At 30.3% G+C, this 23,999-nt stretch carries 20 protein-coding genes; all 20 read right to left on the bottom strand.

Annotation, left to right across the window (positions count from 1 at the left end; translation table 11 throughout):
- Positions 1–318 precede the first annotated feature (318 nt).
- Positions 319–2,604 (bottom strand): MGH1-like glycoside hydrolase domain-containing protein, encoded by a 2,286-nt coding sequence (locus tag B3W71_RS07855; RefSeq protein ID WP_346888387.1) that lies wholly within the window; start codon positions 2,602–2,604, stop codon positions 319–321.
- Positions 2,605–3,104: 500 nt separating this feature from the next.
- Positions 3,105–3,587 carry a DNA-deoxyinosine glycosylase gene (locus B3W71_RS07850; protein ID WP_346888386.1) on the bottom strand — a complete coding sequence of 161 codons (483 nt, stop codon included), beginning with the start codon at positions 3,585–3,587 and terminating at the stop codon, positions 3,105–3,107.
- A gap of 146 nt (positions 3,588–3,733) precedes the next feature.
- On the bottom strand, positions 3,734–4,438 hold the full coding sequence (locus B3W71_RS07845) for a 5'-methylthioadenosine/adenosylhomocysteine nucleosidase (protein WP_346888385.1): 705 nt from the start codon (positions 4,436–4,438) through the stop codon (positions 3,734–3,736).
- A 242-nt stretch (positions 4,439–4,680) separates the two neighbouring features.
- Positions 4,681–6,546, bottom strand: a complete 1,866-nt coding sequence (htpG, locus tag B3W71_RS07840) for a molecular chaperone HtpG (RefSeq protein WP_346888384.1) — start codon at positions 6,544–6,546, stop codon at positions 4,681–4,683.
- A gap of 179 nt (positions 6,547–6,725) precedes the next feature.
- The gene (locus B3W71_RS07835; protein WP_346888383.1) at positions 6,726–7,148 is read right to left on the bottom strand and encodes a hypothetical protein; all 423 of its coding nucleotides are present in this window, start codon (positions 7,146–7,148) and stop codon (positions 6,726–6,728) included.
- Between the two features lie 305 nt (positions 7,149–7,453).
- The gene (locus B3W71_RS07830; RefSeq protein WP_346888382.1) at positions 7,454–7,702 is read right to left on the bottom strand and encodes a (2Fe-2S) ferredoxin domain-containing protein; all 249 of its coding nucleotides are present in this window, start codon (positions 7,700–7,702) and stop codon (positions 7,454–7,456) included.
- Between the two features lie 5 nt (positions 7,703–7,707).
- Positions 7,708–9,396 carry a [FeFe] hydrogenase, group A gene (locus B3W71_RS07825; protein ID WP_346888381.1) on the bottom strand — a complete coding sequence of 563 codons (1,689 nt, stop codon included), beginning with the start codon at positions 9,394–9,396 and terminating at the stop codon, positions 7,708–7,710.
- A gap of 4 nt (positions 9,397–9,400) precedes the next feature.
- On the bottom strand, positions 9,401–11,275 hold the full coding sequence (gene nuoF, locus B3W71_RS07820) for an NADH-quinone oxidoreductase subunit NuoF (RefSeq protein WP_346888380.1): 1,875 nt from the start codon (positions 11,273–11,275) through the stop codon (positions 9,401–9,403).
- A gap of 1 nt (position 11,276) precedes the next feature.
- Positions 11,277–11,753, bottom strand: a complete 477-nt coding sequence (locus tag B3W71_RS07815) for an NAD(P)H-dependent oxidoreductase subunit E (protein WP_346888379.1) — start codon at positions 11,751–11,753, stop codon at positions 11,277–11,279.
- Positions 11,754–12,084: 331 nt separating this feature from the next.
- The gene (gene citG / locus B3W71_RS07810; RefSeq protein WP_346888378.1) at positions 12,085–13,473 is read right to left on the bottom strand and encodes a triphosphoribosyl-dephospho-CoA synthase CitG; all 1,389 of its coding nucleotides are present in this window, start codon (positions 13,471–13,473) and stop codon (positions 12,085–12,087) included.
- A 132-nt stretch (positions 13,474–13,605) separates the two neighbouring features.
- Positions 13,606–14,643 carry a [citrate (pro-3S)-lyase] ligase gene (gene citC / locus B3W71_RS07805; protein ID WP_346888377.1) on the bottom strand — a complete coding sequence of 346 codons (1,038 nt, stop codon included), beginning with the start codon at positions 14,641–14,643 and terminating at the stop codon, positions 13,606–13,608.
- 39 nt (positions 14,644–14,682) lie between these two features.
- A complete protein-coding gene (locus B3W71_RS07800; protein ID WP_346888376.1) occupies positions 14,683–14,886 on the bottom strand; it encodes a hypothetical protein in 204 nt (67 codons plus the stop codon).
- A gap of 236 nt (positions 14,887–15,122) precedes the next feature.
- Positions 15,123–16,469, bottom strand: coding sequence for a citrate/sodium symporter CitS (citS, locus tag B3W71_RS07795; protein ID WP_346888375.1), 1,347 nt, complete (start codon positions 16,467–16,469; stop codon positions 15,123–15,125).
- Between the two features lie 121 nt (positions 16,470–16,590).
- Positions 16,591–18,141, bottom strand: coding sequence for a citrate lyase subunit alpha (citF, locus tag B3W71_RS07790; RefSeq protein ID WP_346888374.1), 1,551 nt, complete (start codon positions 18,139–18,141; stop codon positions 16,591–16,593).
- Positions 18,134–19,042 (bottom strand): aldolase/citrate lyase family protein, encoded by a 909-nt coding sequence (locus B3W71_RS07785; RefSeq protein WP_346888373.1) that lies wholly within the window; start codon positions 19,040–19,042, stop codon positions 18,134–18,136. Before B3W71_RS07785 ends, citF begins: the two co-directional genes overlap by 8 nt.
- A gap of 12 nt (positions 19,043–19,054) precedes the next feature.
- Positions 19,055–19,339: a citrate lyase acyl carrier protein gene (gene citD / locus B3W71_RS07780; protein WP_346888372.1), complete on the bottom strand. Its 285-nt coding sequence runs from the start codon at positions 19,337–19,339 to the stop codon at positions 19,055–19,057.
- 261 nt (positions 19,340–19,600) lie between these two features.
- Entirely contained in the window at positions 19,601–20,272 is a 672-nt protein-coding gene (locus B3W71_RS07775; protein WP_346888371.1) for a GntR family transcriptional regulator, read from the bottom strand.
- A 662-nt stretch (positions 20,273–20,934) separates the two neighbouring features.
- Entirely contained in the window at positions 20,935–21,768 is an 834-nt protein-coding gene (locus B3W71_RS07770) for a polysaccharide deacetylase family protein (protein WP_346888370.1), read from the bottom strand.
- A 278-nt stretch (positions 21,769–22,046) separates the two neighbouring features.
- The gene (locus B3W71_RS07765; RefSeq protein WP_346888369.1) at positions 22,047–22,817 is read right to left on the bottom strand and encodes a copper homeostasis protein CutC; all 771 of its coding nucleotides are present in this window, start codon (positions 22,815–22,817) and stop codon (positions 22,047–22,049) included.
- 110 nt (positions 22,818–22,927) lie between these two features.
- Positions 22,928–23,926: an asparaginase gene (locus B3W71_RS07760; protein ID WP_346888368.1), complete on the bottom strand. Its 999-nt coding sequence runs from the start codon at positions 23,924–23,926 to the stop codon at positions 22,928–22,930.
- Positions 23,927–23,999: the final 73 nt, after the last annotated feature.

Below are 23,999 nucleotides of genomic sequence, written 5' to 3'. Positions count from 1 at the left end.
CTATTTAACTTTTTAAAATTTTCTATAGGCAACTATTACATAGTTGCCTATAGAACTAGTTAATATTAAAATAGTAACTAGTTGATTTGTTTATTGAAATTGTGGTGAAATTTAATAATAAAGAATCTACTTTAAGTTTTATTTACTTTTATTTTTTCTTTCCAATTATTTTAGAATCTACATATTACTTATTGATATGTTTAAATAATATGTGATTCAATTGAGGGAGATAAAACTTTTCTTTTAGATAAAACCTTAAAAGTGAAAATAGATTTGAAAGATATATTTTCTTTTTTATCATAATGTCATATGATCACTTTAAATTTTCATTCCTTCTTGTGAAGTTGTTGATCGCCCAGCTAGTATATTTTGATACATTAAGTAATATGCTGATGCAGACCAGCTGAAGTTCTTAGTGTGTAAACCTTCCCCTGTTAATGGGTTATAATTTTCTCTTATAGCACCATCTCCCATTAATCCTTCTGCATTATGAAACATCTTTTCTACCATTTCTACTGCTTCATCATAATATCCATAGTTTTGTAAGGCTTCAACTCCATAAAAAGCCTGATCTAACCAAACAGGCCCTCTCCAGTATTTACTTTCATCAAAGCCTAGACTATCCTTAGCGGCTGTTCCAAGGGGCATCATGGTATTAAATTTATCTTTATCAAGCATATTAGCTATAACTTGCTTTGCTTCTTCTTCCGTTACCATCTTAGCCCATAATGGTATCCATCCTTCTGGTCCCTTACCTCTATTTACTAACAATTTCTTCTTTAAACCATCTGCGTTTATTTGTAAATCATAGAAGAAGCCTGTTTCTTTATCAAACATGTTATCCCTAACATATTTTCTAACATATTCAGCTTCCTTTTCATACTTATTGGCATCTACTGTATTTCCTAATACTTCAGCAATCGACTTTAAGAATCCTTTTTCAGCATAAAGATAGGCATTTAAATCTACAGATTCTTGATTTATAGAGTATCCTAAAAGCTTTCCTTGATTATCCTTATTTTCAAATACATCTACTCCAGTATCCTCTTCACCATATCCTTTTACATCAAATCTTGGTGCATTATCCATTCCACTTTCCCAAGCTGCTGCTAAGATGATTTCTTCTTTGCTATTGTTAGCCTCATGTACCATTCCACCATATTCAGCTATACCATTTTTATCATGGTCTCTGTTAATGTACCACCAATTATGGTAAGCAACTAGTTTAGAATACATTTCTTCTAAGAATGACTCGTCTCCTGTAGCTTTATAAACATTCCAAACAGCCCAAGCTGCTAACGGCGGCTTTGAGTTTCTTTCATTCCAGTTTTCACCATACCCACCTCTAGTGCCATCTTTGTTGTAGAATATAGCATCTATTATAGCGCCAGCATCTTGTGGTCTTACTTCATCCTCTTTTGTTATCTGATAATCAAATAAAGCTCTTATATTATCCTTAGCTAATTCTCCATGAAATCTAGCTGTGGCAACTGCCTGCTTCCATGAATCCCAAGCCCACATTCCTATGAACCATTTATAGGACATTGACGGTACTACACCATCATGTAATAAATCTCCTGCTGTACTTCTCCAATTAGTTATTAATGTTTCAATAGCCTTTACAACAGTATTCCTATAGGTTGTTTTTACTTCCTCTTTACCATTAGCAAAAGTTTTATTTAAATATCCTTGCCAACGAATATTACTTTTAGTAAAACACTCTTCTGGATTTACTATTAAATCTTGAAGCTTAGCCTGCTCTATCTTTAACTCCTCTTCAGTAAAGGTATATGTTTGCGTTGAATAAGTTATAAATGCATCTCTTGCACCTATAGTTACTACATCGTTAAGTTTAGTTGTATAAGAGTTTCCTTTTACTTCAGTTTCAACATTACCTTCGTAATTTACTACAAACTTAGTCTCCTCAGTAAAAAAATATCTTGAAGCACATCTTAACCTTGAAAAGTTAACTTGAACCCCACCTTTAGTGACCTGTAAAGTTTGTCCTAACTCATGTATTGCTCCTGTTTCTGTTTCCTTAAATTGATTAAATATGTTTCCTACCCACTTTAAATTAACTCTTAAATTGACATTAGTATTATTCTCTATCTTAGTTTGAATTAATGCACTTCTATTAGTTACAAATATTAATTCTAATGTTAAATTTAAATCTGCTAACTTATATACTTGCACTAATTTACCTGGATAATAATGAAATGATATTTCCCCTTTAGTTAAATCATAGACTTGTCCATTATCCAAATTTGTAATTTTAACTTTACTTATAGTATCACCTAAATTAACTGGATATTCTTCTGCTATAATTACAGGTCCTGCAAAACTTCCATAAAGGTTCTTGACATCCTTTTTAGGTAAATAATATCCATGCCATGCTCCTAAATCAGAAAAGTTATTATATTTATTAGTGAAGTAATCTCCATATAATAAGTCGCTTGGATTAGCAGACACATTTAATACATTGCTGAAATTCATTATGTCTAATATGTTATCTTCATCTTGAGTATTTACAGATGCTAAATCAAAAGTTATGTCATCATCCAATGATCTTTCTATAACTGCTTTTTTCTCTATTTCAAATCCCATAGATCCTCCTTATCTTAAACATCACTTTCTACATTGCTTAATACATTTTCATCATCATCTCGATTTTCATTATAGACAAATTTCTTTAATAATTCTGAATGGTATTTATTTAAATCATATCTATTTCACACCAAAAACTCAAAATATATACACAAGTAACAACATATTTTAGAAAGTAATTATATTTATCCTGATTAAGGATTATTAGCTAAACCTCATTGACCTTTCGTATGTTTTTATGTTCTTGGACTTTCAATCTATTAGTACTACTAGGCTTAGGCTGCCTAGAAGAAACATAATCTTCTGATAATTAAAATGCAATCTGATTATAAAAGTGGTATAATGCAAAGTAATATACACGGGACGTAAACAAAAATTCATAATCTAAAAACTATAACCATTCGCCTATTTATTTCCCCCTTAATCTTTAGTGTATATATTACTTTATTGTTGAGATTATTGAAGTTTTAATGATGTAGCAAACCATAGTACTCATACATCTATTTAAATATTTCACTCCACTCATTAAGTAATTTCTCTAAACTAAATCTTGCATTAGCGGGACTAGTTGATGGTAGTTTAATTATTCTAATTCTAGTCTTATCTAATAAGTACTTATTATAAAGTTCATATGCTTTTCCTCCATTTGCATATATCCTTTTAACATTGCTATTATTTAAAATAACTGATAAATCAACTGGTACCACATTAGTAATACTTGAATCACTCGAACCTTCTATGTCACAAGATTCTATAGTATCCCAGATAGCTATCTTATTTTCTAAAAGCATTTTTTTCTTTTCTTCTATGGTACTATAATTATTACATCCTGTTAATGTTCCAATTACCTTCCAAAATCTATTTTGTGGGTTGCCATAATAAAAGTCTACTTCACGAGACTTTACTGATGGAAGTGTTCCTAATATTAAAATCTCCGAGTCCTTATCAAAGACAGGTTCAAAAGTATGCTTCACATGTTCCATATATTTTTCTCCTTTACTTTATCTCCTTCTAATTATATATACAATACTTTACCATATATAAAGAGTGTTATACATGAAAAAATTACTTTAAAATAATTATATTGATTTAAAATAACTTCTTTATATATATAATATCTTGAAAATCATCAAGATATTTTATTTGCATTAGCTTCCTCTAATAAATTCACTAAAAATTTTGAAGAGTTATAAGCTGCTACCATATCTAGCTGTTTATATACTATGTATGCATAGTTGTCTGCATTATCACAAATACCCCTTATAAGTATAAAAGGTATTTTATTTATATAACATATGTGTGCTATGGCTCCACCTTCCATATCCACACATTCTGCATGATATTTTGTTCTTAAAGAATTTCTTAATTTATTGTCTGCTACAAAGATTTCTCCTGTAATTATTTTTCCTATATGATAGGTACATTCCTTTAGCTCTATCTTATTGTAAGCCTTTATAGCCATTCTTTTTAAATGCTCATCTGAAATAAATTCATCTTCGTGAGGAAAGAAGTTCTTCATCTGTGATTTTGTTACATCATGACAAGTAACCCTATTAGAGATAACTATATCGCAAATCTTCACCTTTGGATTTAAGCTACCAGCAATGCCAGTGCTAATGATTCTTTTAACATTAAATTTTGTGATTAATATTTGAGTACATCCTGCTGAATTCACTTTTCCAATACCTGCACAACATAGTACGATATTCAGATTCTTGTAATTTCCTATATAGAATAAGAATCCTGCATACATAATTTGATTTACTATTTCTATGCTTTCTTTAATATACTTGATTTCAATATCCGTAGTTCCAATTATACCTATAGTATCCATACATTTTTCCTCCTCAAAGATAAATTGTCTTTATTTTATCGAAAATATACCACTCCATTTTGAAATTTATTCATAAAAGGTTAATACTTATAACAATGTAATTATATCATAAAATTATCTTTTTTTACATATATTTCATTTAAATTAAATCTATTACAACTTATTTTGACTTTTTTATTTAAAATAGCCTCCTGCTTTTAAAAAGCAGGAGGCTATTTGTAAAATAAAATTATATAATTTTTCTAATCAATTAATTTTCGAAGTAAATCATTACTTCTTTTAATGAAACTAGCCATTTCATCGGCTTCTAACTGTCCATGACTTATCATAGCTAAATCATAAACGTGATTACAAATTTCATTAACTAAATCCTTTTTATTCTCATCTTTAGATATGTTAAGTAATTTTTTAATTAGTGAATTGGTATTATTTACAACTAAAGTCTCTTCCTTAGGGAACATTGACATATCCCCTCCACCAAACATTACACTCATTTCAGCCATTCTTCTAGATTGCTCTGATAAAGTAATCATGGCAGGTGTTTCTTCAGCTTTGATAGGCTCTACAGAAATCTTTAGAGCTTCTTTACTTATAGCATTCTTAAATATATCTTCTATTTCTTTATTTACTTCTTGATTTTCATTTTTTACATCAGCTTTAAGTATTTCTGTTAGATCAGAATCAATTCTACTAAATTGTACTCCTTCTTCTTTGCTCTCAATTAAAGTAATAAAATGACTATCCAGTGTGGTATTTAGGATTACTGCTTCTAATCCATTATCTTTTAGCATTTTAATATATTGAGATTGCTGCTTCTCATCGTTAACATAAATAACCTTCTTATCATGCTTTTCTTTGTTATTTTCTAGATATTGCTTTAAGGTTACATGTTCTCCATTAGTTGTTTTAAAAACTATTATGTCTTTAACCTTCTCATAGAACTTCTCATCTCTTAAGCAGCCATATTTAATGAAGATATTTATATCCTTCCAAAATCCATTGTACTCATCTCTATGATTTTTAAATAAAGATGTAAGCTTATCTGCAACTTTATTTACAATATGTCTAGAAACCTTAGCTACATTACTATCCTTTTGTAAAAAGCTTCTTGATACATTTAAAGGAATATCCTCACAATCAATAACACCTTTTAATAGTAGTAAAAATTCTGGAATAACTTCTTTAATATTATCTGCAACGAATACTTGCTTGTTATAAAGCTTTACTTCACCTTCTGCAGCTTCAAATTCGTGTTTTAATTTAGGAAAGTATAATATCCCTTTTAAGTTAAATGGATAATCTACATTCATATGAATCCAAAATAGTGGATCATTATATTCATTGAAGACTTTTCTATAGAATTCTTTATATTCTTCATCCGTACAATCCTTTGGAGCTTTCATCCATAGTGGCTTTGTATCATTTAAAGGAGATTTTTCTATATTCTCTTCTGCATCTTTCTCCTCTTTCTTTTCATTTTCATCTATTAGATAAATCTCTACAGGGAAGAAATTACAATGTTTCTTAATTATTTCTCTTAATTTATAATAATCCAAAAACTCATTACTATCTTCACTTATATGAAGAGTAACAGTAGTTCCTCTTGAACTTCTTTCAGAAGGTTCAATTTCATATTCTGTACCGCCATCACAAGTCCATTTAACGGCTTCTGCGCCCTCTTTATAGGATAGAGTATCAATTTCAACCTTTTCAGACACCATAAAGGCTGAATAAAACCCTAGGCCAAAATGACCAATTATTCCTTTACCCTCATCTATTTTATCTTTATATTTAGATAAAAACTCTTCTGCTCCTGAGAAAGCTACTTGATTAATATATTTTTTTACTTCCTCAGCAGTCATTCCTATACCATTATCAATAAATTTTATAGTTTTTTCATCTTTGTTTAAGGATACAGCGACTTCGTACTTATTCTCTTCTATATTAGCTTCTCCAAAGGTTACTAATCTCTCTAGCTTATTAATGGCATCACATCCATTACTGATAAGTTCCCTTACAAATATATCCTTATCTGAATATAGCCATTTTTTTATAATCGGCATTATGTTTTCAGTGTGAATTGAAATGTTTCCATTCTCCTTAAGCATATATATCTCCTCCAAATACAAAATGTTAAATATTAAAGTATTAATAATTTATTGTCATAGTTAAATTTAAATAGTTTTATTTTAATATAAAAATTATTATACTTGCCCGTACAAAATATTCTATACCCAAATCTATATAAAATAAAGGATATATTGTAAATTTTTTGTGAAATATTACTTTATTCTGCTTGAGTTAATAATCTTTTCATTAGATCTCTTAGTTTTCTTTCTTCTACTTCATCGTTACCAATTATAACAATTACCTTTATATCATTATCGGATTGATCCCATTTATATGCCTTTGCATCTATAATAGCTTCCTCTGGAATAAACTCCTCCATATCTAAAGCCATTTCTTCTGCTAAACTAAGATATTCATCAAAAAGGTCATCCTCTTCCATTTCACTTAGGTTAAAATCCTCATACTCCTCTTCTATAATCTCATTTAAAGTTGAAACTGGCACGCTTAAGCAAAAGGCATGAACATCTTCTCTTTTAGTTCCCTTTGTCATGTCTTTAATAACTTTAAAATCTGACTTACTTTCTATTATTTCTTTCATCTCATCATTATGAATTACATTATCACCAAATAGTACGTACATTTTTATCAGCTCCTGTTAATTTATTCTTAATTTTAATCCATACTAGCTTCATAACATTCCTATAGCTTATAAATAGAAATTATTAATATAACTAGTTGTGATATAAGTTAAATTAAACTTCAGAGATATCTATAAACATCTCTGAAGTTTAACAATTAATATTCAAATCATTATATCACATATATAAATTTAAATTAACAGTTAAGTAATAGTTCTATATAAAATTCTATAGTTTTTCTATATTCTCTAGATTAAAAAACTCTATTTTTTGTAGACATATATCAATTAAAATTTAAAACAATGCTTTATTTTATTCTTGGTAATATTTCTTTTTTGAAGAAACTCTTTGCTGTTAATCCTGATACACTATAGACTTCTCCATTATCAATTTTTACAGATACAGCATCAGAACAGTGACCTAAACAAAATACTGCCTTTAATTCTACTTTGTCAGATAGATCATATTCTTCAATACTCTGTTGAAATGCATTTATAACATTATAAGAACCCTTTACATGACAGGCACTACCTATACAAACACTCACGTTTATCACAGCTCTTACTCCCCTCTATTGTAATTCACATGTAATAACTTATGAACTTTTCCATTTAATAATCCTGAATAAAGTGATATCATTACTGGATTTTCTTCTGAGCGTTTAAGGCTACTCATCTTATCTGCTGCATATAATCCTGCTCCACGTTTTTGTTTTCCTTCTGACATGGTAAATGGTTGACCAGCTCCACCTACACATCCACCTGGGCAAGCCATTACTTCAATAAAGTCATAATGTACTTCTTTTGATTTTATCTTTTTTACAAGGTCATCAGCATTCTTAAGACCACTAACTATAGCAATCTTTAATTCCTTATCATTTACAGTTACACTAGTTTCCTTTACTCCTGACATTCCTCTTACTCCATTAAAAGCTATAGAACGCAATGTAGATACAGATTTGTCATCTAGAACTCTTCTTAAAACTGCCTCTGTAACTCCACCAGTAACACCAAATATAACTCCAGCACCACTGCTAACACCAAAAGGCATGTCTACAGCTTCTGGCTCTATCTCTGAAAATACAATTCCAGATTCTTTTATCATAGATATAAGCTCTTGAGTAGTTATAACATAGTCTACATCTTTTATTCCTTCAACTTCAAACTCATCCCTATTAGCTTCAAATTTCTTAGCTGTACAAGGCATTATAGCAACACTTACTATTCTTTTATTAGAATGTTTATAGTGCTCCTTTAAGACAGCACCAAACATCTGCATAGGAGATTTACATGAAGAAACATTACTCATTAGTTCTGGATAATTTCTTTCTACATAATTAACCCAAGCTGGACAGCATGAAGTAAATAGAGGGAGCTTTTCATTATTCTCTAATCTTGAAAGGAATTCCCCTGTCTCTTCTAATACTGTAAGATCGGCTCCAGTGGATGTGTCAAATACTTCGTCAAAGCCCATTCTCTTTAAAGCCCCAACAATTTTGCCCATTACATTTTCGCCATCTTTTTGTCCAAGCTCTTCACTAATTCCTACTCTTACAGCTGGAGCTATTTGAACCACTACTTTAGTGTTTTTATCACTTAATTCTTTCCATAACTTTTGTGTATCATTTTTTACTACTATGGCACCTGTAGGACATACTGCTGCACATTGACCACAACCTACACAGTTTGATTCTCCAATTGGTTTATCAAATACTGCGCCTACAGTCATTTCTGCTCCTCTTTTTAAGAAGTCAATAGCACCTACATTTTGAACTTCATTACACATTCTAACACAGTCACCACATAGGATACATTTACTCTTATCTCTTACTATGCATAAAGAGGATTTATCTAATTCACTTTTTTCTGCTGTATTATTAAATCTTATATCTTTAATTCCAAAACGTTGAGCTAGGTCCTGTAACTTACAGTGTGTATTTTTCTCACAGGTAGTACAATCTCTACAGTGATTTGAAAGTAATAATTCTAATATATTTTTTCTATATTTTCTTAATCTAGGAGTATTAGTGTATACTTCCATACCAGCCTTTGGTGGAGTAGAGCATGCAGCTTCAATACCTCCCCACTTATTTTCCACCATACACATACGGCAAGCTCCATATACAGAAAGCTCTGAGTAATAACAGAAAGTAGGTAAATCTATGCCTGCTTTTCTAATAAGCTCTAAAATATTTTTCTCTCCCTTTATTTCTACCGGGATATTATCTATAATCATAAATTGTTCATTCATTCTATTAATCCTCCTTTATAGCTTTAAAGGCACAAGCTTCAACACAGGCACCACATTTAATGCATTTGTTCTTATCAATTACAAAAGGCTCCTTTATCTTACCTGAAATTGCACCTACTGGACAAATTCTTGAACATTTTGAACAACCTTTGCAAAGATCTGCTTCTATAAAGATAGTTTTTAATTTTTGACATGTCTTCGTTGGACATTTTTTATCAATAATATGAGCTTCATACTCACTACGGAAATTATTAATAGTACTTACTACTGGGAAAGCTGCTGTCTTTCCTAATCCACATAAAGCAGTAGAAGATATAGTATCTGCAAGTTCTAGTAATAAATCAATATCTTCAATCTCACCTTTACCAGCCACAATTCTTTCTAAAATTTCAAGCATTCTCTTAGTACCTTCACGGCATGGTATACACTTACCACAAGACTCATTTTGAGTAAAGTTCATAAAGAATCTAGCCACTTCTACCATACAAGTATTTTCGTCCATAACAACAAGTCCACCAGAACCGATCATAGCTCCTGCCTTTTTTAAGGAATCAAAATCTAATGGTAAATCTAAATGCTCTTTTGTTAAACATCCACCTGAAGGACCTCCTATTTGAACAGCTTTAAATTCTCTTCTGTCTCTTATTCCTCCACCAATATCAAATATTATTTCTCTTAAAGTTGTACCCATTGGAACTTCTATAAGTCCTGTATTTTCAATATTTCCTGTTAAAGCAAAGGCTTTTGTTCCATTGTTCTTTTCTGGTCCAATTGCTTTATACCATTCAGAGCCCTTTTCAATTACTATAGGTACATTGGCAAAGGTCTCTACATTATTGAGTACTGTTGGTTTACCAAATAAACCTTGTTCTACAGTTCTAGGTGGCTTAACTCTAGGCATACCTCTTTTACCTTCAATAGAAGCAGTAAGGGCGCTTCCCTCTCCACATACAAAGGCTCCTGCTCCTTTATTGATTTTAATATTCATATTAAAGCCTGTACCAAGGATATTCTCACCTAGTATTCCATGCTTTTTAGCTTCTTCTATAGCATTTTTTAACCTACTTACAGCAAGAGGATATTCTGCACGCACATATATGTATCCTTCCTGTGCTCCACAAGCTACTGCTGCAATCATCATTCCTTCTATAACTCTATGTGGGTCTCCCTCCATTATACTTCTATCCATGAAAGCACCTGGGTCTCCCTCATCTCCATTACATACAATATACTTTTCACCTTCAGGTTGACGTTTTACTTGAGACCATTTACGCCCTGTTGGGAATCCACCGCCTCCACGACCTCTTAAGTTGGATTCATCAATTTCTTTTATAATTTCATCTGCTGTCATATCAAATAAGCTTTTTTCTAAAGCAGAATATCCACCTATAGCAAAGTATTCTTCTATAGATGTAGAATCAATATGACCACAATGCTCTAATGCTAATCTTGTTTGTTTTTTATAGAAAGGTATTTCCTCTTGGGTTTTATAAGCTTTATCATCCTTTTTATAAGCTAACCTTTCTACACATTCACCAGAAAGAATTGTTTTATTTATTATTTCTTCACAATCCTGCGGCTTAACCTTTATGTATAAGTATCCCCATGGTTCTATTCTTACAAGAGGCCCCATTTCACAGAATCCGTGACAACCACTTTTTTTAATTCCTACAGATTTATCATGAGGTTCTTTCTCTAATCTAACCTCACATTTTATATCCTTTTCCTTCATTATTCTTACAAACTCATCATATATATCTAATGCACCACCCGCTATGCAACCAGTACCTGAACATACAAGAATTTTTACTTTTTCATTTTGAAAACTCTCTTTATAGGTATTTCTTATATTAATTAAATCATGTCTATTAAGAAGCATACTATTTGTCCTCCTTAAGCATTTTTAGAAGTTCCACTGCCTTTTCCGGAGTCATAGCTCCATGAACCTTGTCATTAACTGTTATTGCTGGTGCTAACCCACAAGCCCCAAGACATGAAACCGTTTCCACTGTAAACATTAAATCATCTGTAGTAACCTTATTTTCTGAAAGATTTAATTGGCTTTGCAGCTTTTCTAATATTGGTATAGATTTTCTTACATGACATGCTGTTCCGTCACATATTTTTATTACATATTTTCCTTTTGGTTCCAAGGAAAAATTCTCATAAAATGTAGCTACACTATAAATCTTAGCTTCACTCACCTCTAACTTCTTAGCGAAATATGGAAATATTTCCTCTGGAAGGTATCTATAGATTTCTTGAGTATCTTGTAATATGGCAATTATATTAGTAGAACTATATCCATGATTTTCTAATATAGTATCTAACTGAGCATAATCAAATGATGTATTCATTATTTTCCCCCCTGTAACGGTTGTTAAATTATTATCACAAATACATTCTATACTGAATTTTCAAATATTTCAATATAAATTATTAATAATTTTTTATAATTTATTTCTATAAATCATATTACTTATATTAACTGTATTAGTTGTATAAAATATTATTCTAATTCTTTTCTATGCCTTGAACTCCATATATATTTCTATCCTTCAATCTTTTTAAAAAATTTATTACTTCATCATAATCTTTCTAAAAGGTAATAAAAAATAGATGTATTTAATATTATTTATACATTAAAAACATCTACTTTAAGAGTTTACATCTATATCAAGATAAAGTTTATGCAAAAAACTTTTTAGATTCTGTCAAAAATATAACTAGCGCCAATAGATCTGCTGAACCTCCAGGACTTATATTTTCACCTATGCATTGTTTTTCGAAGTCATAAGCTGCCTCAGTTCCTTCTTTTGTATTGAAGCCACCTAAATTTAAAATTTCATTAGCACATCTTTGAACTTCATGAAGTTTTTCTATGTTTTGTCTATGTACAACGGTACTATCTTCTACTTTACTTATTAACTTAAGCAATATTTGAGAATATAAATTATTACCTTTAAGCTTAGAATTATCATACTCGGGTAATATTTCATGGAAAATGTTTGAAAAACCTTCCTTAGCTTCTCCTCTAATTCCAATAAAACCATATTTCAAGTATAGCTTCTCTCCATGAGTTAATTCTTTCTTTTTATCTAAATCCTTAAAGTCATCTAATATATTTTCACACATATCCTTTAATATAATTTCAATTTTCTCAAAGGTTAGTTTTTCATAAAGTGCTTTACCTATGGCAGCAGCTACTACTCCTATTAAAAATATCATACCCTTATGGGTGTTTACTCTTTTAGTAACCTTAAACATCTCCTCTTCGCACTTTATTCCAATGACTCTTATGGCTTTAAAAATATTTTTAGGACTTTCATAACTGTATCCTGTAGATGCCATTTCCTTTATAAAAGGAGCTATGACAAAGCTACTATCTAAAAATGTATAATAATCCATATCTTTATGTGATCCCTGGGTAACAGGTGATACTAATCCAAAGGAAGGCATAGTAGATACCTCTGTAATCATTGCTTTAAGTGCCAGTTGAGATATTTCATAGGTTAATTTATTTCTCTTCTCTATATAACCTGTATATTCTTCATACTTTTTAGTAAAATATTCTTTTATATCCTCAATACTATGTTTTTGACTTCTAGAGCATATTCTAGCTTCTTCTTCACATAAAAAGCATTTTCTAGGCTTTAGACCTATATTATTTCTAGATACTCCATGTAATACTGGCATCATATCGTTGCTGTCATTCATGTAATATACATCTAAATCCACACATCTCCCTAATATATGGTTTTCTTCCATATATATAAGTTTCTTTTTTACTTCAATATGATTAATATCGAATATAAAATGTCCTATGACACCTTCTTTATTCTTATATACTTCTTTATAGATTATATTTTTATTGTAAAATAAATATATATCTTCACATATTATCTTAGCAATATTATCTGTAATATAATTTGACTTTTTTATACCTGGATAATTTACTCTTACAGTGGCAAGAGTAGTTCCTCCCTCAATATCTTTAAGAAGTTTTTCTTGATGAAGTACCCTTTTTTCTCTCTGATTCAAAAATTCATTTATTTCTATATCATTTATATCATTCATATTAATGTAAGGATAGGAACTATTATCCTATCACCTTCCCCTTCCTTACTAAGATAAATTTAATTTCATAAAGCTAACTTTATACCATTAAATTGTATTCTCACATTATAAACTATACTTAATATTTTACTTCTAATGAGGTAAGTCTCTAACTTTAAGTTTTTCTATAATCTCTTTTCCTGATCTAGTCTTTAGAAATTCATAAGTAGTTTCTGGTACTAATTCTCTTACTTCTTCTATTTTATCTTCTTTGAGTAATTCTCTTGCTCTAGATGCACTTATAGCTTTATTATCTATTTTACATCTTTCTATAACTTCAACTTCTACACCATATTTAGGCAATACCGCTTTTAAAGTTTCATTGTAAGTATTAGTAACATTACAATAAGGTTCGCTACCTACATATCTTTTAGTTATATTTAATATCCTACAAAAGTATTTTCCAAATATATTTCCATCGATTTTAGTATATTCCTTCAAAATATCATCATCTTTTCTTAAGAAATAATTTGGAAATGTAGCTGACGATATAATATAATCTCCACCCGGTATTACAGTTACATTTTCAAGATCTTTAACGCCTTCCTTTATAAGCTGAAATCTAACTTTGAATGGGAATGATGACTTATCCTCTTCTACTACAAATATTATTACATTATCATTTTCCTTAGCTGCTTTCTCAACTATGTATTTATGACCTAATGTAAATGGATTACAATTCATAATTAGAGCTGCATAATGCTCGTTTTTATTTATATTATAATTTTTCTTTACCTTATCCAGCTCACTATTAATATTTTTATTTCCTGTCTCAAGTAAACTTACCTTGTCTGTATCAACTATGACCTTATATCCAAGTCCTTCAAAGAGGAAATTATTGGATGGCTTAGTAAAAATAAAATTATGATATATTCCTTCTTCAAAAAGTTTATTAGTTATATCTGTAATAAGGATGTTAGATATTCCTTGACCTTGATAGTCTTCACTTACAGCAAAGCATTTAACTATATTATTCTTTTTAGAACAAGTAGCTATTATATCACCATTTTCCTCTATGATTAAAGTATAATCTACATCTTCATATTTAAGGTCAAATCTCTTTAAAAATTCCTTAACTCTATTTGCTTCTATTTTAGATTTAAGATTTATTTTCTGAGTACTATAATACATTTTTTCACCTCATTTTATAAATTATATATACTATTGACTTTATAGGTTAAAATATCTTCTTACAAAAGATATTATTAATAATGCAATAATTACTATGATTACTGATAATATAGTATCAAATCCACTTCTAAACTCATACTTCTTTTTACCTTTAGCCATTTCTTCAGCTTCAATAAACATTCCTTCTGCATGAGCTTCTTGTAGAATTTCTTTATTGGTTTTTCTATTTTTCTTTTTCCCCATATTTTTCACTCCATTATAAGTTAATGACCATTTTATTTAATGCCTAGTCCTATAGTAATTTCTTATATTTTAAGTTGAAGATAAACTAGTAACTTTATCCTACATAGTTTCAACTTAGTTTCATTAAAATATTAATCTTCGCTAAAGTTAAATTACATTTAATACTTACATTGTATCATAATATAAAAAGAGTGTTGACATCAACACTCCTTTTATATTTATTTTCAAAACTGATTTTAGAAGAATATTCCAAAGGCTATACTTGCTAATATCAACATTATTCCTCCACCAAGACGAGAAGAAATTTGTGCAAAGGACATCAAATCCATACGATTTGCTGCTGTAAGAACTGCAACGTCTCCTGATCCTCCACGATTTGCCATACATAATCCAGCTGTAATTGATGTTTCTATTGGATAGAATCCTACTAACCAACCTACAAGTGCTGATCCAAGGATTGCACCTAAAACTATTAAAGTTGCTATAATAACATTAGCAAAGCTAAATGCCGCTATAAGCTCTCCAAGATCTGTCATAGCTATACCAACTCCAACCATTACTACTAGTAGGAATTGTTTAGAGAAGAATCCTTGAAGCTTCTTAGCCCCTTCTTTTAATTCTAATGGAATTATATTAGCCACGTTAGTTATGGCTACCAAAATAACCATCCAAGCAAATCTATGAATATCAATTTTCACATTAATTCCCATTAACGTGAATTCTGGTATAACTAAAGTTTTTGATAAGATATTTCCAAATACATAGAATGTACATGCAAGAATTAATCCTGCTGCAACTTCTTTAGCTGTAACTTTTACTATTCTTGTTTCTTCTAATTTAGATATATCTTCTGCCTTTTTTATTAATTCACCATGTCCGTTAAATTTAGCTCCAGCTTTAGTTTCGCCAAATTTGTTTAATATAGAAGCAGCTATGATAGCTATGATATTAGCTATTGTAAGAATTGAAAGAGCAAATGATAACCATGCTCCCGGATCTCCCCCAGTAACACTTGAATAGATTTCACTCATAGGAATTGCTCCTGCTCCAGTACCACCACCCATTATTGGTAATACATACTTAGTAGCTATCTCTGATACTGGAATTCCAAATATAACTCCACCTAAAGCTCCGAGACAGAAAGCTGCAAGTACTCCTCCTAGTATCGCTGGAATGTACCCAAGGAAAGCTTTCATAAGTAATTTTCTATTAACTGATAATATTGATCCTGTTATAAGTACTGCTATAAATAAGTCTAAAAAGTCTGCTGTATCCATAAATATTTTTACAGTTTCAACGCTAGCTTCTGGTATTATTCCCCAGTAAACTAATGCTGCTGAGCCGAGGAAAGCAAGGATAGGACCTCCTCCAACATATTCTTTCCATATTGGAATTCTGTCTCCAATCATTGCAAACAGTATACCTACTGAGTATAATAATGCAAAGGCACCTACAGAGTTTTTAGGTAAGTATCCTTTAATTGCTGCAAAGAACACTATTACTGCAACTCCTGCAAAAATGTACCAGGGCATACCGTATACTTTAAACGGACCTTTTTTTTCTCCAATAAGATTTTCTGGCATAATTAATCCTCCTAAAATTAAATTTTATAATTTCATTACTAAGCTTCACTATATTTTAGTAAAGCTTAGTAGGGTTAATAAATTATGTGCTTAAAGATTTTCTCAAAGATAATATTTCAGCTTACTTTTTAAGCTTTTTAACTACATCTATAATACTTCCATCTCTATATTCTATTACTGCTACTACTTCATCTGTAAACTCTAGTTCTTTTGGAGTTCCTATTAGCTTAACAGCAATCCTTCTCAACTCTTCCATAGTTATTAATGGAAGACCTGTCTTTTTAAACTTTTCTATTAGATCTTGTCTTCTTGGATTTACAGTAATACCATGGTCTGTAACAACTACATCTACTGTACTTCCTGGAGTAACAACAGTAGTTACTTTATTAATTATAGTTGCAATTCTTCCTCTTGTAAGAGGTGCAACTATAATGGATATTTCTGCATTAGCTGCTGTATCACTATGTCCACCTGATGCAGCTCTAATAACACCATCAGAACCTGATATAACATTAACATTAAAATCAGTATCTATTTCTAAAGCACTTAGGATAACAAAGTCTAATTTGTTAACTGCTGCTGATTTATTAAATGGATTAGCATAAAAGTCAGCACTAACTTCTATGTGTTTCTCATTTTTTCCAATAGATTCTGCAGCTTTTAAGTCAAAGCATTGAACATCAAATAAAGTATCACAAAGTTCTTCTTCTAAAAGATCCACCATAGGTCCTGTAATTCCACCTAAAGCATAGCTTAATTTAATATCTCTCTTCTTTAATTCTTCTTTAACGAAACGTGTAACTGCTAAAGATGCTCCACCACTACCAGTTTGCATTGAGAATCCATCTACAAATCTTCCAGATGCAAGCATTACATCTAATACTCTTTTTGCCATTAAAAGCTCTTTTGGATTTGATGTAAATCTAGTTGCTCCAGACATTATTCCTTTTGGATCACCTATTTCATCAACTACAACTACATAGTCAACTTGAGTTTGAGGTATACTTTGTGGGAAGTTCGGATAATCAACTAAAGTATCTGTAACTACAACTACTTTATTAGCATAAGCAGCATCTACCTTTGCATAACCTAAAGATCCGCATATAGATTTTCCTTTTACTCCATTGGCATTACCCATACAGTCAGCAGATGGAGCTGCAATAAATGCTACATCTATTTTTAAATCTCCCTCTACAATTGCTCTAGCTCTCCCACCATGAGAACGAATAACCGCTGGATTATTTCCAAGTATTCCTTCTGATATTGCTGCAGCAAGTTTTCCTCTAAGTCCACTACTTTCAATTCTGCTTACAACACCATTTTCTATATGAGCTACAAGGTCATCATGAGCACTAGTTAAAGAACTTGATGCCACTCTTAAGTTTTTAACACCCATTTCTGCTAATGTATTTACTACCATCATTAAAAGCTTATCTCCAGCTCTAAAGTGATGATGGAAAGAGATTGTCATTCCATCTTTAATTTCACATTTTTCTATAGCAACTTTTAAAGATTCTACAACTTTAGTTCTTCTTACTTGCTCTTTTAAATTTTCACTGTCACTTTTAACCATAGTTCCCTCTGGCTGATTAGCAAATGGGGCTTCATAAACTTTCCTATTTTCATATCCTGGAATAGTACTTAATATTTCCTTACTTACTCTATTACTCATTATCTTCACCTCCAATTAAAACTCCTGCTGCTTTAGCAAGTTCTAGAACTCTCTGAGCTCTTTCTATAATTGGTTTATCTATCATTTTACCGTCTACAGTAAATACCCCTTTATTTTCTCTCAATGCTTCTGCTGTAGCATCTACTATCTTTTTAGCTTTAACAATTTCCTTTTCACTTGGAGTATAAACACTGTGTATAAGTTCAACTTGTCTTGGATGAATTAGTGATTTACCACCATATCCCATTCTCTTGATAAGATTTGCTTCTTTTAAGAATCCTTCATCGTTATTTACATCAGAATAAACTGTATCTAATACTTCAAGACCACACGCTCTACCGGCCATAGCAATTATTCCTCTTGCTACATAGAGCTCATCTCCCTCTGGAGTTCTTGTAGTTTTCATACTAGTTACAAAATCCTCACCACTTAAAGCCATACCTATTAATCTTTTAGTAGGAGATTTTGCTATATCAAAGGCATGCATAACCCCCAGAGCTGATTCAATAGCTACCATTATCTTAGTGGAGCCAACTTCTCTTCCACAGGCTTTTTCTATTTTTTCTACTTCTCTATCTACAGTCATAACATCATCGACAGTTTCTGTTTTAGGAATCCTAACAACCTCAACTCCACCTGTTACTACTGCTTTTAAATCTTCTTGCCAAAACTCTGTATCTAGGCCATTAATACGAACTACCGTCTCTATGCCTAACTCTTTATAATAATCTCCAAAACTTTCTAGCATATTGTGTACTAAAAATCTTGCAGCATCTTTTTCTGTTATTGCAATAGCATCTTCTAAATCAAACATTATTGAATCAGGTTTGTATATGTGTACATCTCTTATAATTCCTGGGTTGTTTCCAGGAACAAATAACATTGAACGTCTTAGCTCCATCTTAATCTCCCCTTACATCCATTTATATTCCTTATTTTCAGCTGCTCTATGAACTGCAGTCTGTACTCTACTTTTAATTACAGGGTTGATTGCACCTTTATCATTAGCAAATATCTTTGCATTTTTTACCCCTAAAGAGTTAAGAGTCTCATTAATAACTGCTTCTATTTCCTCTCCAAATTGTGCTTTAACAGTACTTTCTAGAGTAATTTCTATTCCAGCAGTTGAAGGTTCAATTATAATTTGAATATCACTGGACTCCAATGTACCAGCGCTAGCTACTGTTTTAAGTTCCATATTCACGCCTCCTGATTAAAAATATTAATGCATTTTGTATTCCTTTTCATATTATCAACACATTTTGTATACATCTTTATTATAGTGTATACAATTAATTTATGAAAATCAATAGAAATCTAAATATTTTTTTAATTTTTTCATAATTTTATGATCTAGATAATTTTTCTTATAAAATAAAAAGAATTATTAATACAACTTAGTATTAACAATTCTTTTTACTTTACATATTTTAATTATTTAGACATCTATCTAAATAATTTACTTAGCTACAGCACTTTGGAAGGATTTTTTAGCACACCTAACATGAGCTCTTGCTCTTTCTTCAGCAAGCTCCTCATTTCCTACTTCTATAGCATCTACAATTTCTATATGCTCCTTAAGTGCCTCTAGCTTTCTTTCCTTAGTCATTAAACTAACCTTTCTTAGGCTTTGTAAGTACTCATATATATATTCCATTTGTGCTATTAATCTTTTATTGTGGCAAGCATCTAAAATTATCCTATTAAATCTACTATGAACTTCTACATATTCTTTTTCTTCATTATTCTCAATAAGGCTTTTCATATCTTCTATTATTTCTTTCAACTCTCTTATCTCAATTCTAGAAATATGTAAGCATGCTCCTCTTACAACAAGGCCTTCTAATACTTCACGTATATCATAAATTTCTATGGCATCCTCAATACAAATCCCCTTAACCACAGTTCCTTTTCTAGGAATATTTATAGCTAATCCTTCACTTTCCAACTGTCTTAGTGCTTCTCTAACTGGAGTTCTACTGACTCCCATAGCTGTAGCTATATTATTCTCCACCAACCTATCACCTGGTTTTATATCTCCTGTGAATATAGCTGTTCTAAGTTCTTGAAGAACTACTTCTCTTATAGATTTACCTTTACCATCGTCTAAATTCTTTAAAACACTACTCATAAATATCTACATCCTTAATAAAATAATTTATCAGTTATAATTCCTACTCTTTATTTTAATATCATTAAAAATAAAGTAATTACATTTTAATTATGTAAAATAATAATTAAAATCATTAATCATATACATAAATATTGCACACCTTTAACTCTTTGTCAAATTTTATTATAACCCAAATAATTTTGTCTATAAAATTTAATTGTGATTATTACTTACGTAGAAAATAAACTAAATATCATAAGGATGGTTTATGTTAATTTGATATTTTTGAATTAAAGCAAATTGCGGCAGATGATAATTTTCATGTAAAAATTTAATGAATTTAATTTATTGAAGCTTACATATGATCATTTTTATAAACGGAAAGGGCTAAGTATATTATACTTAACCCTTCTTTTATACTTATGGTAATTATAATTATTTTATATCTGTGTAATTGTTCTTACACTTCATAAATACATAATTTATAGTACTTCTATCTTTATATATATGACCACATTCTTAACAAATTAATTTTCCTGTAACTATAACATATCTATATACTTTACCACATCTAGTATATATAAACAAACCTTCTTTATCAGAATTTATTTCATTAGATGGAGTCATAATACTCAAAGATACAAAAATCGTACATACTGAAATTAATATACTAGAATTATCTACTTTTTATCTTTCGAAACATTAGATTTAGGCTTATGATCATCCGTTTGCTTTTGTTGATTATATTTGTTTACTTGTCTTTGCTTTAAAAGATGATTTAATTCTTCCTCTGATATATCTCCAAAATTCTTAAATTCATAACCATTTTCTTTAAAGTATTTAATTATAGACGGTAATGCTTTAGGAGTAGTACAGTTTGAACTACCATCATGCATTAGCACTATAGCAGTATTAGGATCTATATACGTTTTTTTAAGCTCTTTTTGAAAGGTAGCTAGAAGTTTTTTTACAGGAACATTGGTTGACAAAGCATCCTCAATAGATATGTTCCAATCTACATAATATAATCCTTCATCACATAATTCATTTCTTATAGCTTTTATTGTGCCTTTATCAGCTACGGTAGTGCTAGAGCCTCCAGGCATTCTCATGAATTTTGAAGGTTCATGCCCAATAACATCAGTAATAGCCTTAAAAGCTTTGTTGTAGTCCGACAAATATTCATCCTTACTCGAATATATACATTTCTTATGGTTATAGGTATGTACGCATATTTCATGGCCTTGTTCTTGAACTTGCTTTAATATATCTGGATTTTGTTCAACTAGTTCACCTATAACAAAAAATGTAGCCTTAACATTTTCTTTTTCTAAAACCTTTAGTATTTCTATGGTATTATTAGTAGGACCATCATCGAAAGTTAAATAAACTACTTTTTTTACATCTTCCTTGGAATCAGCTTTCTTCTCATCTTCAGCTAAAGCTAGATTGAAGGTGCAAAATACAAAGATAAGTATAAGTACAACCATAGAAGAATATTTTAATTTCTTCATATTAATCCTCCTCAATATAAATCGTTAAATGCTTTTAATCATATTTTCTCATATTAGATAGAGATATATACTATTATTTTTTAGGCTAAATTAACAAAAACTACTTGTATATAAAATACAAGTAGTTTAAAAAAATTTTTTTAGCAATTTTTTATTTATCCCATTTTATGCATTGATATTGTTATATTTTCCTTCTTTATAAAGTTAGTATATAACTATTTTTATATAAATAGAGCTCTAATTTTCAGTTAGATATTAAACCTTATCTTAATTTAAGTTTACTTAATACAATTAGCTTTAGTAATAATCTTAATATTATCACACATTTCTTTTAGATAATCATAATTAGCTATATCATAGTCGATTTCTTTTGGATTCAATGGGCTACCAAAATAAACCTCTGGATGACATTGAGTTGAATAATCTTTTCTTTTAGTAAACGAAGCTACATGAAGTTGATTAAACTTCATATCTTCAATCATCCATTTTACATTATGTAGTCTTACCCCACCTGGAAGTATCTCTATTTTACCTTTAGCATATTCCATAAGTTGCATCAAAAGTTTAGCCCCATCTTCTATAGTATTTTTTTGTCCCTTAGTAAGGATTCTTCTTACACCTAAGTCAACTAAAATATCTAAAACTGCAAAAGGATCTTTAACTACATCAAAGGCACGATGGAATACTGCTTCTCTATCTCCAATAATATCCATAAATCTCTTACATAGTTCTATATCAATTGTGCCATCTTCTTTTAATGCTCCAAAAACTATCCCATCAGCACCGGCTTTTACAGCTGCTTTAATATCCCTTTCCATAGTTTTAATTTCATATTCAGAATAGCAGAATCCAGCACATCTTGGCCTAATCATTACCATGACAGGAATATCTACTAAAGCTTTAGCCTCCTCAATAGTTCCTATAGATGGTGTTATACCACCTAAAAACATATTAGAATTTAACTCTACTCTATGTGCTCCTACTTTTTTAGCTATTATAACGTCCTCTAAGGAACCACAACATACCTCTACTAACACCTTTTCTTTCATTATTAATTACCTCCTAATACCTTTTAATTTGTAATCTACTTATAAACCTAAATTTACATATTAAAATATATAACCTCCTTAGGTAAACTTAATATTAGAAATATGCTTATCTATTTTAGCTTAAACTTTACAATACTTTCTCCAACTATTTTGTTATTGTCATTAACTGTAGCAATTGGGAATATGTCCCTTATTCTATCTATTGTATCCTTATTTTTATAATCTATTTGTTCTAAAATTGATGCTACAATTAAAGGCCATTCATCCTCTGAACCATCAATTATCTTAATTGAAAAACCAAGTCTTTCTTCTTTTAAGCCAAAGCAATATACACCTTTAGCTCCACCCTTTGCCACAATATTATCATCCATTAAAAGTAGGGAACATATTAGATTAGTTCCTGAAACCATCTCATAATTTTCATTAATTAATTTAGTAATTTTTATAACAGCATTTCTTGTTAACTCATCTTCAATGGTGTCAGGACATGCCATAGTCATATACGCCTTAGCTAAATTTTTCATAGGCATACCAAATACAGGAACTCCACAACCATCTGTACCAATCTTTATATCTTCTCTTGGATATCCAGAAATCATTGAAATGTGAGAAAGTATTTCCTGTTGAGCTGGACTATTAATGTTCCAATAGTCTTTTTTATCACATTCCATGTCAGTACATAAAGTTAAAATTCCCATGTGTTTCCCTGAGCAGTTATGATAGATTCGTCTCTTTTCTCCACCTTGTCTTAATATTTCTTCTTTAGCACTCGTTGCTAATGGATATGTAGGTAGACATATTAACTCCTCTTCCTCTACCTTAACTTTTTTCATTATAGATTCTAGTACATTAACATGAAAAGGTTCTGCCCTATGAGATCCCGCCATAACTGTGATCTCCTTATTGCTAAGGTTATATTTTTTCTCGAGACCTCTCTTTATTAATGGAATCACTTGTATTGGTTTTGCTGATGACCTCATATAAGTTACAAAATTTGGATCACCTATAGAGTAAATAACTTGTCCGTATTCATCTACACAGCAAATATATCCTCTATGCACACATTCTAAAATATCTCCCCTATATTCTTCAACTAAAATATCGCCCATGATAACACCCCTTCTATTTATTATTCCTTATATTATAGTAAAAGTATAATATATATTTAAATTAAATACACAT

The sequence above is a fragment of the Clostridium sp. UBA1056 genome (assembly GCA_002316385.1).
Taxonomy (GTDB): domain Bacteria; phylum Bacillota; class Clostridia; order Clostridiales; family Clostridiaceae; genus Clostridium_J.
The sequence above is the reverse complement of the archived record's forward strand: the minus strand, read 5'-3'. Positions and strand labels throughout refer to the sequence as shown.

Coding starts and splice junctions, on each gene's coding strand:
- citD (WP_346888372.1), bottom strand. CDS start 19,339: ATGGAACTTAAAACAGTAGCTAGCGCTGGTACATTGGAGTCCAGTGAT.
- B3W71_RS07835 (WP_346888383.1), bottom strand. CDS start 7,148: ATGTACGTACTATTTGGTGATAATGTAATTCATAATGATGAGATGAAA.
- B3W71_RS07855 (WP_346888387.1), bottom strand. CDS start 2,604: ATGGGATTTGAAATAGAGAAAAAAGCAGTTATAGAAAGATCATTGGAT.
- B3W71_RS07765 (WP_346888369.1), bottom strand. CDS start 22,817: ATGAAAGAAAAGGTGTTAGTAGAGGTATGTTGTGGTTCCTTAGAGGAC.
- B3W71_RS07800 (WP_346888376.1), bottom strand. CDS start 14,886: ATGGGGAAAAAGAAAAATAGAAAAACCAATAAAGAAATTCTACAAGAA.
- B3W71_RS07845 (WP_346888385.1), bottom strand. CDS start 4,438: ATGGATACTATAGGTATAATTGGAACTACGGATATTGAAATCAAGTAT.
- citF (WP_346888374.1), bottom strand. CDS start 18,141: ATGAGTAATAGAGTAAGTAAGGAAATATTAAGTACTATTCCAGGATAT.
- B3W71_RS07825 (WP_346888381.1), bottom strand. CDS start 9,396: ATGAATGAACAATTTATGATTATAGATAATATCCCGGTAGAAATAAAG.
- B3W71_RS07770 (WP_346888370.1), bottom strand. CDS start 21,768: ATGAAGAAATTAAAATATTCTTCTATGGTTGTACTTATACTTATCTTT.
- htpG (WP_346888384.1), bottom strand. CDS start 6,546: ATGCTTAAGGAGAATGGAAACATTTCAATTCACACTGAAAACATAATG.
- B3W71_RS07775 (WP_346888371.1), bottom strand. CDS start 20,272: ATGAGTAGTGTTTTAAAGAATTTAGACGATGGTAAAGGTAAATCTATA.
- nuoF (WP_346888380.1), bottom strand. CDS start 11,275: ATGCTTCTTAATAGACATGATTTAATTAATATAAGAAATACCTATAAA.
- B3W71_RS07850 (WP_346888386.1), bottom strand. CDS start 3,587: ATGGAACATGTGAAGCATACTTTTGAACCTGTCTTTGATAAGGACTCG.
- B3W71_RS07785 (WP_346888373.1), bottom strand. CDS start 19,042: ATGGAGCTAAGACGTTCAATGTTATTTGTTCCTGGAAACAACCCAGGA.
- citG (WP_346888378.1), bottom strand. CDS start 13,473: ATGAATGATATAAATGATATAGAAATAAATGAATTTTTGAATCAGAGA.
- citC (WP_346888377.1), bottom strand. CDS start 14,643: ATGTATTATAGTACTCAGAAAATAAATCTTAAATCTAAAATAGAAGCA.
- B3W71_RS07815 (WP_346888379.1), bottom strand. CDS start 11,753: ATGAATACATCATTTGATTATGCTCAGTTAGATACTATATTAGAAAAT.
- B3W71_RS07760 (WP_346888368.1), bottom strand. CDS start 23,926: ATGGGCGATATTTTAGTTGAAGAATATAGGGGAGATATTTTAGAATGT.
- citS (WP_346888375.1), bottom strand. CDS start 16,469: ATGCCAGAAAATCTTATTGGAGAAAAAAAAGGTCCGTTTAAAGTATAC.